The sequence below is a fragment of the Pedobacter sp. KBW01 genome, from assembly GCF_003852395.1.
GTDB lineage: Bacteria > Bacteroidota > Bacteroidia > Sphingobacteriales > Sphingobacteriaceae > Pedobacter.
Genome location: NZ_QAJQ01000029.1, coordinates 1 through 16,436, shown reverse-complemented (window position 1 = coordinate 16,436; position 16,436 = coordinate 1). Strand labels below are relative to the sequence as shown.

The window sequence follows — 16,436 nt, the reverse complement described above, 5'->3', positions numbered from 1 at the left end:
AGCTATTTCAGGACAAGACACAGTTTAAATGCGGAACGGCCGGCCATTTTTGCCGAAATGCCCACTCTATTCTTTAAAGTTCATTATTCATATGCTTTTAAGCAAGAATGATGAAATACAGACACTTACATCTTTTCGATCATCTTATCTCATTAGTGATCTGTGCGCCAGAATAGCCCATTAGACAGGCAAGGAATTCTAAAAATTGATAATAAGTCGGTTCTTTATAATGGTTCTACCTTGATTCCTTTACCTTTTTAATAATTATTTTTTTACCACTTACTAAACTAATGAAAAAAGATAAAACAGTCTTAATGGATATGCTATGCTGTTTTGGCAACGGCAGACATCAGGTTTAAAGACTATATTTTGCACAAAAAATCACTTCAATTATTGCCCAGGCTCACATTTGTCGAACTTGGGATTAATGGAGTATTTTCCCGAACCCTAGGAGCCGCTAAACGGATTTCACGTCTTATTTTCGTGTCATCCGCTTTAGCGACTCATTTGCATATATTTTAAATGAGATTACTATGGAATGCATTAAACTAAACCCCAATCGTGCCATAAACTTCACCAAATTCAAGGAAGGAAATGAGAAAGGACTTGAGTTTTTCTATAAATTATTATATCCCCGAACATACTACTACGGGTTCAGGTACATAAAAGATGATGTGAATGCAGGCTGTATCGTAAATGAAGCATTCTTGCGACTTTGGTTATGCCGGAACAATATCACCTGCCCGGATCACATTGAGACTTTTGTCAAAAAACTGACTTCGGATGGGTGCAAGGCCTACTACAAAACCTCCGGCAACAGGTTTCACCGTAATATGCTGCGGTTGGATGAGATTGAAAATTATCAGGATTTTATCGGCGGTTACGATCCGAACCAAGAAGATGAAAGGGATATTCTTTATCAGCATGAACCCGGAGAAGAGGAGAAAAAGCAGTGGGAGCGGGTGCAGACAGTTCTTCCGAACCTCAGCCATGACCAGCAGCTTTTTGTTAGGCTATGTATCAAATATTCCTTTAACTATGGGCAGATGGCCTGGCATATCGGCGGTATCTCCGATTATCAGGTAGCGAGAAAAGTAGAGAAGACACTCGAATGCCTGAAAGCAGTTATCACTGATGCCGAAAAACTCGATAAAATAAAAAGAACAAGTAGGTTCAGCTTTGAAGGCGAGGTCAGTGAAGAGCAGTCCATGATCCTTCAGATGCGGTATGAGCTGCAGTACAGCTTCACTGAGATTGCGGAGGCTTTAAGCCTGGACCAGGGGTACATTCAAAAGGCTTTTGCAGCTGCTTCACTGAAAATCAGAAAAACAAAAATCAGATGACATGGAAAACAGTACAATGGTTATTACCCGAAAAATACAATTGCTGGTCGATTCCCAGGATAAGGAGGTCGTGAAACAGGCGATCGACCAGCTGTATAGCTGGCAATGGATCTGTTTCCGCGCCGCAAACCTGATTATGAGCCATCATTTTGTCCAGGAACGGGTGAAAGACTTCTTTTACCTCACCGAGGAAATCAAGTTGAAGCTCGCTGATGAAAAGAAAGAAGAGAACGGTATCTTGAAATCCTCACGGCAGAACACCACCTATAGATTACTCTCCAATCATTTCAAGGGGCAGATCCCTACAAATATCCTAAGCAACCTGAATAACTCCCTGATCTCCTATTTCAATAAGGAAAAGGATGCTTACTGGAAGGGTGAAAAATCACTTCGGAACTATAAACGCAATATCCCACTTCCTTTTGGCGCAGAGGTAATATCCAAATTGACCAGGGCGGCTGACAACAGGAACTTCACTTTCAGGCTTTTTCAGATCCCTTTTAAAACCTATTTAGGAAAAGATAGGTCGGATAAGAAAAAAATGTTCGAAAAGATCATCAGTGGAAACCTGAAACTCCGTGCGAGCCATATCCAGCTGGACAAAGGGAAAATATTTTTGCTGGCGGCTGTACAAATCGAAAAGGAACAGCATGCACTTGATCCTACCGTTATCGCCGAAGCCTCGCTATCGATAGAACATCCGGTAACGGTCAAGATCGGAAGCTTTGAACATGCCATTGGGAACAGGGAGGAATTCCTTCACCGCAGGCTGGCGATACAGGCAGCAGTGAACAGGGTCAAAAAAGCAATGCCATTTAATAGTGGCGGCCACGGTAAAAGGAAGAAAATGAAAAGCCTTGAGGATTACCGGCATATGGAAAGGCGGTATGTCGAGCAAAAGCTGCATGTTTACAGCAGGATGCTGATTGATTTCTGCCTGAAACACCAGGCGGCAACGCTGCTACTGGTTAACCAGCAGGAAAAAGAGGAAATGGCGAAAGAAGACCACTACCTGCTGCAAAACTGGAGCTATTACAGCCTAAAGGAAAAGATTAGCTATAAAGCAGCTAAGGCCGGCATACAGCTGATCGTGGAATAAGATACAAAAGAGGTTTTTTGCATAACCGTAAGGTGAGCCATCAATTCGCTCACTAGCCTATAAATGAGGCATTGCAATGGCGGACTTCATGTGAAAAATGGGATAAATATCCTCGCAATGAAACTGCAAGATAATATATAAAATAAGAGGCTGCCTGTACAGCCGTAGGGTGAGGATAGGTTAATGCTCACTGACTATTGAGGTTGGGATAATAACAAAGGAACCAAGCTCCCTATTTTACCCCACTAAAATTGGGAAACAGCGCGTGGGCTCTTTTCGCAAAAGTCACAGTATGCCGTATTTAATACAGCTACAATGGTTTTCGCAAGATTGTCCCTTTACCCGAAAATAAGATGCAGTGCTCTATTGTAATTCGAATTGGGATTGACCAGTAATGTATAATAGGAGGTAGACGAATTATTGATGCTGCTGATACAACTACAGGGAGCGGATTATAGGTGTGTGAGCTCAGATCCAGTGAGTTGGTACAACAATTATGGGCACTATGGTTTGATTGTTACCCATTAAAAGAATAGTGGCTGTTTGCAAAGCCGTAGGGTGGGACAGATGGCACCTACCGAGATGTTATATCATCATGCAATATGTGGGATTGCTGTAATCCCTAGGAATTACCAGTGTAAATGCAAAAAGCAAAACGGCTTTGGCCAAAAGGGGAGGGTTTTTGCAGGCCGCAATGTGCGGTGGGAAGTTTATTTCACTCATACAATGCGTTTAAACCTTACCTGCTAATTCCCTGGCTTTGTCCTTTTCGTTTTTTTCTTCTTTTCTTTTCAGCGTGATGAGGCGCATCTGATCCTAAAGCAGGCATATAAACAGGATCCATCATGATTTCAATAAATCCGGATACTGTTTTTCCTATCCCTTGCAGCATTTCATCCGTGCTATTAAACAAGCCCATTGATACCTCCCTTGCTAGTTTCTTGGCGAGAGGATTCGTGCCATTGTACTGGGATACCCCAAATTCCAAGAGGTCGAGCTGCTCCTTTTGGGCGAGGCTACCGTTCTTTTGGATATTGGTAAATGCAAGCGTCTCATTCAGTTTCCTATCAAAGCCGAATAGCTGATCGAAAAGTACTTCGCCTGACTGCTTAAATGCCAGGCGGTTGAACTGCCCTAGTTTCTTTGAATGCTGCTGGTTCTTTCCCCGCGAAGTATTCATCGGGCTAAGTTTTACCTTGTTCGTTACATCCTTACGGCTGACAATAATCTGGATATGCATCTGGTTGCCACCTTTAAGCTCACCACGCTTTTTCTCGCCATTGATTACTTCTTTATCTTTATAACCATAATAGCGGTTGTGCTCTATCTTGCCAAACCATAAAAGGTCTTTCGCCGAGCTTATACCCTCGCGTTTGAAGTTTTTGGCATAATTGTCCATCACTTTTTCGGCAAACACCTTCAGTTGATCCTTTATTTCATATTCGCCGAACTCAGCCATAAGGTATTTGAGCTCCTTTTGGCTGGGGTTGATATTGATCAGGAAAAACTTTGCATCGGCTTTACAAAGTTTAGCTATATTGTTATCTATAGCCTGTCTCACCTCATAGGGCTCTATATTTTCCGCCATATAGTTGAACCAATATTCGGGTTCGTTTTTATTCAAAAGTCTATTTTCTTTCTCAAGATAATTGACGAGCCCTCCACTACTACCCTTGTTATTTGCGGTTAAACTGTCAGTAATATTGATGTACATTTTAAAGCAAGGTTACCTGTTTGCGCGCCATATTCGCGATTTCTTCCTTGTCCTTCGATGAGGCCATGAAACTGAGAGATTCCCTTTGGCTGATATAGCTGTTCAGGATATAAAGAAATCTTTCTTTCAATATTTGCCTGGTTTCAGCCTTACGTTCAATGTTGCCGATTACCCCGCCCAGGTCTGATAATTTTTTTGTCTGCGCCAATTGGTTTTTAATAAGCTCATCATTAGCCTTGAGTACCTGGCCATTGAAGCAGTTCACGATTTTTTTCAAAACTTCGATTGTCCTTGCGGCATCCCTTTTTATTGGAATGAGTAGTTCTTTCTCTTGCGTTTTTATGAAACCGATATATTCTTTCTGACCTTTTAGTATCGTATTTTTCAATAGCTCGTCATTAAAATCGAGCGGGTCTTTTTTACTGCGGTAGAAATAATCGATCATCTGGGAGAATACCTGCCGTTTCGGCCTACCCAGTTTCAGGGCTATCTTTTCAAACTTGACATCATCCTGTACCGAATATTTTACCGTCCTTAAACTTTCCTGCATATCCATATATCTGTTTTGCTATGTCTTCAATTATTTTGCACCCCTAAGGGAATTCCTTTTCTCGCCATACGGCACATTTACAATGGCAAAGAACCCCTGGAGGGTTCTTTCAACCCCGTTTGCGCAGCATAGGGCAAGCAAAGTAGGGCTCTGCCCAACTTCCGCTTGCTCCTTTTCCCGAAATAGGAAAAGGACCTTCCTGCAATACGCCTATCCCTCATGGTTCAATACAATAATCCAACAAAGTAATTCGGCTGGCGAGGCTGGGGTGGTAGGAGGGTTCATACCCGATCAAGCCACTTGCTGCCAGCTCGCCCATACATTTGTGGTAAGTGGCAAAGGAACGGATGGCTGAATGCCGCATCAGTTTACGCCTTGAAATCCGAAAGGGGTTTTGGCAAGAAGCTTTGCTGTAGTACACGAGTATCGCCGAATATAAACTGATGTGTGACTGATAAAAACTCCTATTCCTACTGGCAAGCTTTAAAAAACTGGCCAGCCTTTCTGCCGTGCTATTCATAAGTTCCCGATTTCTCCCATCAATTGGTTAATATCCGTGTAGGCATAATAAAATATGCCCCCAATTTTTTCATAGCGAAGTATGCCTTTGATGCGCAGGTTTTGTAAAGTTCCTGGGGATATTTTTAGCAATTCCCTGACTTCCGAACTACGCAACCACTGCTTGCTTGTTACTGTTTCATTGGTTTTAATAACCTGTTTAATCTCCTGGATAAGTTCGGACTTGAACTTTTGGAGTTCTTCTTTGGTTAGGATCTCGATCTGCATATTCCCCCTTTTTTAATTTGTAGGTCAAAATTGCAGACTGAGGGCGTGAAAACAATGACCATAAAACCGGTCTGGTCATATGCAGTAAATGAACAGGCTGTTATTTTTTGGCAGGGTTTATAGGGACTATTTTGAAAAGACGGTTTTCCGGCTGGATAAGGGTGCCTTTGATCGGTATATCATCTGTTTTGTCCACAAAATAATTCCTTGCAGTTTCTATGGGAATATCTTTTCCGCCATGTGAAAAATACTTGGCAATCATTTTGGCATAGGGAATTTTGTGGTCACTCTTAAGCAGTTTTCTGCCTGACGGCAATTGTAATTCACGCAGCTGTTGGATGATATCGATGAATGTTGGCAGGCGGCCTTCGTCAATCCTAATCTTCTGGCTCACTTCGTAAATCTTTAGCTCATCCAGGCGGGCCTGGAGGCCTTCGATGATTTCTTTTTGCTTTTGAATCGTTATATCCTTTTCTTCAATTACCATACTGGATGGTCTGGCATTCCATATGTCTATGCTTTTTAGGTATTTTTCGAACCGTTGTAATCTTTTCAAGCTCTCCTTGTGAATACCGTGATTGTTTGAAAAAGGATTTTGTATTTCAAAGTGTTTAATCCTTATTTGGACAATCTGCCAAACATGGCGGAAAAATTCTTCTTGATTAATAAGATTATTTTCCATGGCATAATTAAGATGATAACTATAATAATCTGCAAATTCTTTTTCTTCTATTCTGTAGATTTTTAGCAGAAAATGGTTGTCATCATGGCTTTGTGATAGCCCAATAAATGTTCCCAGGTCATAGCGGTGGGGGGAAAGCGAAAAGGGTTTACGGGCTCTGAAGTAGCTTGGGTTCATAAGCATCTAAAACAAAACCCAATTTAGCAATTAATTTTTGTTGAACGGGAATGCTTGTCCAATCTCTGAACTGTTTTTAGCTTTTACAATCTAACTAATAGGTTTCTTCAAGGGCTCGCCTGTCGCTTATGATAAATTTATAACCCTTGGCTTTTCAGCCATGAACTTTTCTGACGGTAACCCTATGCTGATCTGGGACGTGGGGTCGTTGTCCGGCCAGGTTATTTGCCTCCCTTGACCAATTTTCGGGCTTAGAAAAATTAATAGACCACTAGATTGTTTGCTTTCTGTTTTTAGCGAAATAGGATTGCAATTTTCTGATTTTTGTTTTATTCCCGCAAGGAATATTTTATGTTTTTTTGTTATTTGAACTCTGAAAATCAGGTTTTTGTCATGTAAAGTGAATGGTTGGTGTAATTTTTTTTAGGCCGGCGCCTGAAAAAAACACCTTCGCGGCAATCATTCATTAACCAACATGCTGTCTGTAAATAGCGCCTCAAGCCTTAGTGGTAATGGTACTACCCATGCCCTTTTTCAAAAACACCAAAGCCAAACTGGCAAATCGCCAGGTAAGCGGTTGATTTCAGCTATTGTTATACCCATAGGTGCTAAGGAGTCCTTCTTTGGCCTTGTTGCATTTAACCATTAGGGTTATTGCGGGGAAACATTATCATATTTCTACATCTAAATTATTATTCCAAATCTCATTATGAAGAGAATATTACTGCCGGCACTGTTTTATTGCCTTTTTTTTATGGTATCCTATGCCCAGGACCATACCAATTACCTGCGTACCGATCTTATTGCCCCTTCGCCAACGGCGGGGAGTCTTGGGCGTTACGGGGAAGTGCCACTGAACCTTTCTACAGGTGCGCTTGGACTGACTATACCCATTTTTGATGTCAAGGGGAATGAACTTTCCCTACCTATTTCTTTAGGCTATAGCTACGATGGTTTTAAACCCTCGCAACAGATTGGCTGGGTTGGACTTGGCTGGAACCTGAATGCCGGTGGTGTGATTACGCACATTGTACATGGAAAGGTAGACAATACCTCAAACTCCGGTTATAACTATGAGGATGCTACGGTGCAGGAACGGATCCACAACATTAATGTAGACAAGACATTTTTAAAAAATATTGTTGATGGGCTATACGATAGCGAAACCGATATTTATAATTTTAATTTCGCAGGATACTCGGGTAAGTTTATTTACTTTAAAGGTAAATTTTACTGTTTTCCATACCAGAAGTTTAAAATCACAGGAACGCCCGAATCGTCGTTTACCATTACTACACCCGAGGGTATAAAATATACTTTTGGGGCCAGGGAAACTTCACATGCCAAAGGCAGCAGTGGTACCTCATACACCCTGCCGGATTATGTTTCTTCTTATTACCTGACCGAGATCAGAAATGCCTCGGGTACTGAAGCCATTAGTCTGGAGTATGACAGTGACGGGCAGATTTATAATTGGGGAACCTTTACCCAGAGTTATCGGATGAGCCCACCGCCAACTTCCTACCCATCCACCCTTTATCCGGCAATGGGAACTTTCCCAACAAGGGTAGATGCTTTAAGGTTAAGCAAAATTCGCTCGGAGAAATATGTGGCTACATTTGTGGCCGGTGCGGATCGTGAAGATGTAGAGAATGGCTACGCCACGCATTCCAAAGTACTTGACCAGATAGTGATATCAAATAGTGCAGGCACCCCGCTTAAAAATTTTAAAATGTACCATAGCTATCTGGGTAGTGGAGGCTTTAGCGGGAAATACCTCAAGTTAAATTCGCTTTTTGAGATACCCGTTTATGCCGAAGAAAGTACTGACCCGCCGGTACCTATCGATACGGGCAAGATACAGAAACACTTTTTCGATTATTTTGAAAGCGGGAACTTCCCTTCCCGAAGTTTTCCCTGGTTAGACCACTTTGGTTATTATACGGGCTATGGCAATTTTAACGGAGCACTTATTCCTGACATATTTTATAACCAGGGCCCCAACCGTAACCCAAATTTTTGGGGTACACTACTTGGTGCGTTGACCAAGGTTACCTATCCAACGGGAGGAAAGACCGAATTCCAGTATGAAATGAATGAGGATTTCAATGGTTATAATTATCTGATGACTCCAAAAACAGAATTCCTTTCACTAATAAGGCCAGCCAATAACCCATATGGAACCTTGTTTGGTTACAAGGGCTTTACGCTTAATAGCGAACAAACCATTGGGGTGACCATATACAGGAAACCCAAGGTTGCTGCCTTCGATAACCTTTCGAAAAACCTCCAATCGGATGTAGTGATCTACCGTGTAGACGGGAGCAATACGGGAGAGGTGTTGAACTGCTCGGTTGGTTTTGAATCGGATAGTGTGGGCAAATCTTTTAGTATTAACCTCCCCGCAGGAGAGTACCGGATGGATAGCTGGTGTGACAGCAAGGAAAAAAGTGTGGAGAGTTTCCTGTATTATTCTGAAAAAAGCTCGGTTCCGGCCGCAGGAAGTGCAGCTGGGGGAATCCGACTGGCAACCAGTACCAGCACTCCGTTAACAGGTATACCTCTGGTCAAAAAATATAAATACACTACGTCCCAGGGATTTTCCTCTGGTGTAGGACAAGGAATAAATTATAGTACAACCGCCTTTAAGGAAATACATGTGAAAACCGGGGGGATTACCGAAGAGGTAAACACAACCATTGTAAATTCAACGCTGAGTGAAAACCATATGATTGGGGTTCCGCACTATTACAATTCAGTTGTGGAAATGAATATCAGTAGTGGCGATACCCTGATGACCCGGCACGACTTTACCTCTTTTGACAATTATTTTTTGGGGGTTGAGCCAATGCGGGTTACCCAATACCAGAGAACCGGTCCCAATCAGTTTGTTCCGGTTTCGAAGAAAGAGTATGAATACGGAATCAGGCCCGATACCTCCTTCCGTTCAATCTTAACCCATCAAACAGTAGGTTTTGTAGAAGAAGGCGGTTGGTACGATGCCAGCCAGATTGAGTTTTCGAATGATGTAAACATTTATGAACAGGGTTATAAGTACCTAAAAAAAATGAGGGAGGTCACCTATGCCGGAACCGACTCCCTGGTTAACGAGCAACGCTATTTGTATGATTTGGATGATACCAAAAACCTTATCCTTACCAAATCCAATGGATCGGATGGTTCGGATATGGTAACCAAGTTTAAGTATCCCGAAAGCTATGTGCCAGGGATTACTACCGGCCTGTTAAGTGCGCACGTACTCTCGCCTGTCATCGAAAAACAGGTATGGAAAAAAACGGGTGCAGACTCAGTGCTGGTTTCTTCGGTACTCACGGAGTATAACAACAGTTTTTATAGGCCGGTGAAAATATCGAGCTTCGAATTGCCCAATATCAGCAGCTTGAACAATGAAGGATTGACAGGTAGTAAATATAACTACCTTACCAGCGATTCGCGTTTTGAGGAACGGGCAAGTTATTCGTACGATGGCTCTTTTGGCCGTTTAACAACCCAGAAATTAAAAGACGGGCCGGCTACAGCTTATAAGTGGGGCTATTATGCTCCGGCTTTCAGTTCGCTGAGCTTAGGCCCAAATCAGGTTATTGCAGAATGCAGGAATGCCACTGAAGCCGAATTCTTTTATGAGAACTTTGAGGAAGATGCCACTGCTTCGGTGGGTGCAGCTCATATGGGCAACAGGTACCATACCGGTGCATATACCTTAAACTGGGCAATACCCAACCCGAGGGCTTATAAAGTAAGTTACTGGTATTTCGATGGTACCAGGTGGAAATACCAGGAGCAAGACTACACCGGTCCGGTAAGCCTAAGCTTAGGGGCGGCAGTTGATGAGGTTTGTGTTTATCCGAAAGATGCCCAAATAAGTACCTACGCCTACATTACCGGACTTGGGCTAATGGCTTCAACGGATTCGAAGGGACAGGCTACCTACTATAATTATGATTCATTCGCCAGGTTAAAAACAATAAAAGACCATAACCGGGATATTGTTAAGCTGTTTAATTACAATACCATTCACCTTAATGGCGATAATATTTATGTTCCGGGCAGTACGCCAGGAACGCAAATTTCGCCGGTTTATGTGAAAAAAAGAGTGAGTGGAACAGGTTCGGTGATCATGAACGGGGCCATGCATTATTATACCGATTATGCGGCCGATTTTTATTCTGATGCCGCTTGTACACAAGCCTATACTTTGCCGATTGGCCTAACCCTTAATTATAACGAAACCACCACCATTACCTACAATAACGGAAGTCCTGGCAGTACAACCACCAATTCGCATATTGTAAATGCACCGGCAAACGTATCAACTGTCGCCTTACCTGCAATGTGGAACTACTGTGAAGGTGGGTTAATTACCGTTGAAAGTGTAGCACCAGCAACAACCGCCAAAACGGCCAGTAAAAGTGTTAAAACTGCAGGGGCCACCACAAATGGAACCCCTCCGGGAGGTGGTGGCGGAGGCGATGATCCTGGGTATTGCACCAGCTCAGCATTAACATTGGTTACAGGAAGTGGATATGTGGTACAATCTAATTAAGTAAATGATGAAAAGAATTTTAAATATTGTTTTTGCTGTCCTGTTTTCCGGGACAGTAGCCAATGCCCAGTCACCTGCCAATAATCAGAACTATGTGCAGGAAATTAGCGTGCGTGCAGCCGGTCATAAAACGGTAGGGAGTTTAAGTGGTTTACCTGTCGATTCGGCAAACCATAAACTGCAGTATTTTGATGGTTTAGGCCGCCCTTTGCAAACCGTACAATGGCAAGCCAGTCCGGGTAAAAAAGACTTGGTACAGGTAATGGAGTACGATGCCTTTGGTCGTGAGGTGAAGAAATACCTCCCTTATGCGGAACAATCGGCCGCTGATGGGGCTTATAAATCTTCGGGTATTGCTGCCCAGGGCAGTTACTATGGCACTGGGAGCTGGGATGCCAATGTGATTAAAACAACTTCACCGTTTAGCATAGCAGTTTTTGAGGCCAGCCCATTAAACCGGATAATAGAACAAGGAGAGCCGGGAGCCGCCTGGCAGCCTGTACCAGGTAACAGCTCAGGGCATACGATGAAAACAGTATATGGCATTAACGCAGCTAGTGATGTGCTGCTATGGCAGGTAAACAGTTCCGGTGCTTCGGCAGGCGCCTACTATCCTGCCGGAAAGCTTTACCGCACGGTTTTAAAAGGCGAGAACTGGGTATCGGGCAATGCTGGTAATACCGAGGAGTTTAAGGATATGGAGGGAAGGGTTGTGCTGAGAAGGGTATATAAAAGTGAAACCGAGAAACTAAATACCTATTATATCTATGATGAGCTGGGTAACCTGAGGTACGTGGTGCCACCTGCGGTAACAGCGAGCAGTTTTAACGAATCGGAATCAGATCCGGTTTTCGGCTATTTTATTTACGGTTACCATTACGATGGCAGGAAACGTTTGGTGGAGAAAAAGATACCGGGTAAAGGCTGGGAGTACATGGTGTACAACAAACTGGATCAGTTGATTTGTAGCCAGGATGCTAATCAGCGCACGAATCATCAATGGAGCTGGATAAAGCACGATGGTTTGGGCAGGGTGGTGCTGACTGGGGTGGTGAATGGGAACACTATGTCCCGGCAGACACTTCAGGGAGACTATATCGATACCATGAGCGGTCAGCTCTGGGAGTCGCGGACTGGGGCCAGATCCGATGGTTATACTGTTTTTACGCACCCAATGTCTGGGGAGGAATCTGTGAATGTGGAGTTCCTCAGTATGAATTATTATGATGATTACAGTTTTCCAGGTTATAACAGCAACTATGCACCTAGTGTTGCGGTAAGCAATAAGACAAATGGTTTGGCCACCGGAAGTTTTGTGCGTGTACTTGGGAGTGCGACCAAGCTACTAACAGTTACCTATTATGATGAGGATGGACGGGTAAAGGAAACCGTGTCTGATAATGCCAAGGGTGGTAAGGACCGCACGGTGAACAGTTATAATTTTGCTGGGGAGCTGACCAGCAGCGTAAGGACACACGAAGTGAATGGAGCGGTAACTACTATTGTTACTGGTTTCACCTATGACCATGTTGGCCGCAAGCACAGCACCAATAAACAGATCAACAATGGCAGCGTAGTTGGGACTAACATTTTGCTCGATGAATTTGTATACAATGAAACCGGCCAGCTGGCAACAAAGAAACTGCACAATGGAATGCAGAGCACCGTTTTGACGTATAATGAGCGTGGCTGGTTGAAAAGCAGCATTAGTGACCAGTTCAGCATCCAGCTGGATTACCAGGAGAATGGCGCTAACCAGTTTAATGGCAATATCAGCAGGCAGTTTTGGTCTCAGGATAGGTTTCCAGCCAGCTCACCCAATAAATTCACTTATGGTTACGATAACCTGGATAGGCTAATCAACGGTACCAGTACCGGGATTTATATGAGTGAGGTGCTGAACTACGATAATATGGGCAACATTAACCAGTTAAGCCGTAATGGTGGTGCAATGAACCAATATTATTACAATGGGAACAGGCTGGACCGGATAGACAATGTTGCGGGGACTTACGTGTACGATGCGAACGGGAATGCTACGACTGATGGCAGGAACGGAATGAACCTGAGTTATAACCTGCTGAACCTGCCCTCAGGTGCAAGCGGCAATGGGAAGGTGCTTAGCTATGTTTATGATGCCGAAGGTAGTAAACTAAGGAAAACCGTTACCGAAAACGGCTCAACCACAGTGAGGGAATATATTGACGGGATTGAATACGATGGCAACAATATCGACGTAATCCATACCGAGGAAGGTGTGGCACAACATAACGGCGATAACAGCTACAGTTACCATTATAACCTAAGTGATCATTTGGGTAATGTGCGCTATACTTTCGATATTTATAACAACCAGATCAGGCCATTGCAAATAGATAATTATTATCCTTTTGGTAAGCGCAATAGTGTCGCATTTGGAAATAATAAATATCTTTACAATGGAAAGGAAGTTCAGGATGAACTTGGTGGACAGTTAGATTACGGGGCAAGGTTTTATGACGCTGAGATTGGGAGGTGGAATGTGATTGATCCGTTGGCGGAGAAAAGCAGGCGATTAGCTCCTTATAATTATGTACTCAACAATCCAATTAGGTTTATTGATCCTGACGGGATGGAGACTGCCGATCCACCCGGCTTAAACGCAGCAAAATTATTCACAGCAATAAAAGAATGGTGGAATACTCCCACTAAGTTTGCCAGTGATGCCTCTGCGGGTTATCAAGTCTCTATGGGGATGGTGCCAGCTGGAACTGAAAAAGCAACAAACGGGACCGCAATTATGTGGGCGATTGCAAGTGGAGTTAATTCGTACTCAAGTCAATATAATAGTGGAAGTAGATTTGGTGATGAGATTAACTTTACTAGTACTTCGACAGGCCAGGCAAAGGCATCATTGGGACAACGAGCGCAAGAGATACATGGTGAAGTTCCTGCTGCTACCCAGCGAAGAACAACAATTGCAGTTGGGGAAGGCACTGATGCTTCTGGCAATTCGGTTAGAGTAGTTGGCTCTAGCGAAGCTAGGTTACGTCCTTCACAAAGAGCTGCGCTTCAGCCTGGAGAAGTTGAGGCAAGAGGAGCAGGTCATGCGGAAGTTACGGTACTGAATTATGCAAAAGCAAATAATGTTAAAATTGGGAGCGTAGGTGCTAGCAGACCCATTTGCTTCAACTGTGCGCTTACCATTCAGGCAAACGGAGTAGCAGCTGTGACACCATTGAAGCCTGCGTCTCCATTAAAACCAATTAGAAACCAATAAATAAGATTAAATGGATATATACAGAGAAGATATAAAAGGTAAATTGAAGTTCCTTTCTGCGGAACAGCAACTTTTGTTTGCTGCTCTCACATGTGAAAGGCTCTACCCGAACTATCTGTACTTTCATGAGAGGTTTGGTTGGGGTAATCCCAAAGTCCTTCTTGATTCAATCGATATAATTTACCAGTCTACATTCATTAAGAACCTTTTCGATCGCAATGAAATCCAACAACATATAGAAGCTGTTGATATGGTAACTCCAAATACAGAAGATTATTCAGAGGTTTTTGTGTCATTTGCTCTGGACGCTTGCACTTCCGTTTACAGTACACTCAACTTTATGTTAGATGAAAGCCTTGATCATATTGCTGATGTCGCAAGCTATGCCCGCGATACCGTTGATATGTTCATTCAGGTTCGAGATAATATTGATACACACTTTAAGGATCTTGAAACTAAAATTGCTAGCGATCCCTTGATGATCCAAGAAAAAGGTAGGCAGTTGTCCATAATAGAAAAGCTAAAGTCTTTGAAGGAAAAGGATATTACGGATAATTTGATAGAGGCTTTAAGGGACAAGTCGTTTGTAATTGATATTGAAGTTATATCATAGGTCTTTCTGTGTAATAATAAGAGCCGTCGCTAGTGTAGCGGTGTTTAATCTTTTTACTTGTGCTAGAGTTTGTGGCTGATGCATAAACTAACTTCATTGACCCCATTGTGCCAATTTTAAGTTGCAAGAAAATTGACTGTAAGACAGTCGGTTATTGGTTAAGTGTTTTTGGTGAGATGGAGCATGAAATTGGGTTTCTTTACCTGTATTAGAACTGCTTTTTTAGAAATGGAGATTACTAGACTATTTTTTTCACTTGGAGATCAAAAAGGATTTTTTATTGTAAAAATGTCAATTATTAACTATCTTTAAACTATTCATTTACAGTCAAAAAGCAACAAAAAAATGGTGAGCATTTGGTGAGCTGATTTTATATTTGGTCTTTATTATGTTAATTTACAGGAGGTTAATGGTTTGGGTACAAGTCCCGTCCATTCCGCAACAAAAGCCTTAACTTGAAAAAGTTGAGGCTTTTTTGTTTTTTGTGGAGTCCTAAAAAAGGTTGATCAAATCTTAACAAAAGATGGTCAATAATAATTTAAAAAAACTGCAACGTCCACCCCGGAGTTACAGTGAGAGTTTCAAGCGGCTAGTTGTAGAGGAATACGAGAATGGGCATTTGAATAAAGATCAGTTGCAACGTAAATACGATATCCGCGGGAATCAGTGCATTCAGAATTGGTTGCGAAAATATAGTAAATTAGCCTATCCAGGATATAAAAGCATTGGTCGGCCTATGAAGGACAATGATCAATAGCGACTCAAAGAGCTGGAGTCTGAGTTAAAGCAAGAGAACAAGGCATTGTAGAAGAGGCTGAGGGAAGCAGAACATCAGCTTTCCATGTACAAGAGATTTGTTGAGATCGCAATCCGTTTGCTTTTGTTTTTAGGCAATGCAATTATCAAATCACATACATTAAATACTATATAATGAAAACAAGAAAGATATGGGCGAATTTAGCCGTAGCTGATTTGGCACAAACAACCCGGCTTTATACTGAAATTGGTTTTAAGCCACTCTGAAGATTTAACCAGCTTTTTGGTTGGGGAAAGCAATTTCGTAATTCATTTCTTTTTAAAAGATGTGCTTGAGTCCAATATCCACGGTGATATAGTTGATCTGAAACATGGAAACGAAGTGGTGTTCACCCTTTCCGCGGGCAGCAAAGCTGAAGTAAATGAATGGGCAGAAGAAATTGATAAGGCAGGTGAAAAGCTTGTTTCTAAGCCAGACAAATTTGGGGAGGGGTACTATGGCTTTGTTTTCTGCGATCCAGACGGGCATAAGTTTAATTTTTTTTATATGGATGAACTGACTTAAGCCAGAAGGTAAATGAATTATATAGTTATAAGTATACTATAGTTATCAGCAAAGCAGATTCCTGTGTCACTATATAAGTTAGTTCCCGTTCTTTGCTTCAAATCTTCGTGCCGGTGAAGGATCGGCACTGCGGGTTTTCCGCACCGGCCAGGTTTAGGTGGTGCGGACGGCGCAAACCGCCCGCTCATGGTGCCCCAAAACCACGAAATTCCCTTCCAGCCTTAATTTTCTCAACTGCTTAATGATAAAAAAGCGCCTTGATGGCGCTTTGAAACCACCTAAAGTGCCAATTGTTTACAACAGGTACGATTATTTCCTGCTGTAAACC

10 protein-coding genes are annotated in these 16,436 nt (G+C 42.6%); 6 read left to right on the top strand and 4 right to left on the bottom strand.

Going from position 1 to position 16,436, the window contains the following annotated elements:
• Positions 1–533: 533 nt before the first annotated feature.
• Positions 534–1,343 (top strand): sigma-70 family RNA polymerase sigma factor, encoded by an 810-nt coding sequence (locus DBR40_RS23255; RefSeq protein WP_124562135.1) that lies wholly within the window; start codon positions 534–536, stop codon positions 1,341–1,343.
• Between the two features lies 1 nt (position 1,344).
• A complete protein-coding gene (locus tag DBR40_RS23250) occupies positions 1,345–2,442 on the top strand; it encodes a hypothetical protein (protein ID WP_124562134.1) in 1,098 nt (365 codons plus the stop codon).
• Positions 2,443–3,181: 739 nt separating this feature from the next.
• Here DBR40_RS23250 and DBR40_RS23245 read toward each other — a convergent pair.
• From DBR40_RS23245 to DBR40_RS23230, 4 genes are all read right to left on the bottom strand, one after another.
• Positions 3,182–4,156, bottom strand: coding sequence for a DUF5712 family protein (locus DBR40_RS23245; RefSeq protein WP_124562133.1), 975 nt, complete (start codon positions 4,154–4,156; stop codon positions 3,182–3,184).
• A 1-nt stretch (position 4,157) separates the two neighbouring features.
• Positions 4,158–4,706, bottom strand: coding sequence for a BfmA/BtgA family mobilization protein (locus DBR40_RS23240; RefSeq protein ID WP_124562132.1), 549 nt, complete (start codon positions 4,704–4,706; stop codon positions 4,158–4,160).
• 516 nt (positions 4,707–5,222) lie between these two features.
• The gene (locus DBR40_RS23235; protein WP_124562131.1) at positions 5,223–5,492 is read right to left on the bottom strand and encodes a helix-turn-helix domain-containing protein; all 270 of its coding nucleotides are present in this window, start codon (positions 5,490–5,492) and stop codon (positions 5,223–5,225) included.
• Positions 5,493–5,592: 100 nt separating this feature from the next.
• Positions 5,593–6,351: a hypothetical protein gene (locus DBR40_RS23230; RefSeq protein ID WP_124562130.1), complete on the bottom strand. Its 759-nt coding sequence runs from the start codon at positions 6,349–6,351 to the stop codon at positions 5,593–5,595.
• A gap of 709 nt (positions 6,352–7,060) precedes the next feature.
• Between DBR40_RS23230 and DBR40_RS23225 the strand changes: the two genes are divergently transcribed.
• The 4 genes from DBR40_RS23225 to DBR40_RS23210 all read left to right on the top strand — a co-directional run bounded on the left by DBR40_RS23225 (position 7,061) and on the right by DBR40_RS23210 (position 16,108).
• On the top strand, positions 7,061–10,915 hold the full coding sequence (locus DBR40_RS23225) for a hypothetical protein (protein WP_124562129.1): 3,855 nt from the start codon (positions 7,061–7,063) through the stop codon (positions 10,913–10,915).
• Between the two features lie 4 nt (positions 10,916–10,919).
• Positions 10,920–14,174, top strand: coding sequence for a DUF6443 domain-containing protein (locus DBR40_RS23220; RefSeq protein ID WP_124562128.1), 3,255 nt, complete (start codon positions 10,920–10,922; stop codon positions 14,172–14,174).
• Between the two features lie 10 nt (positions 14,175–14,184).
• Positions 14,185–14,787 carry a DUF416 family protein gene (locus DBR40_RS23215; RefSeq protein WP_124562127.1) on the top strand — a complete coding sequence of 201 codons (603 nt, stop codon included), beginning with the start codon at positions 14,185–14,187 and terminating at the stop codon, positions 14,785–14,787.
• A 1,003-nt stretch (positions 14,788–15,790) separates the two neighbouring features.
• Entirely contained in the window at positions 15,791–16,108 is a 318-nt protein-coding gene (locus DBR40_RS23210; protein WP_199748419.1) for a VOC family protein, read from the top strand.
• Positions 16,109–16,436: the final 328 nt, after the last annotated feature.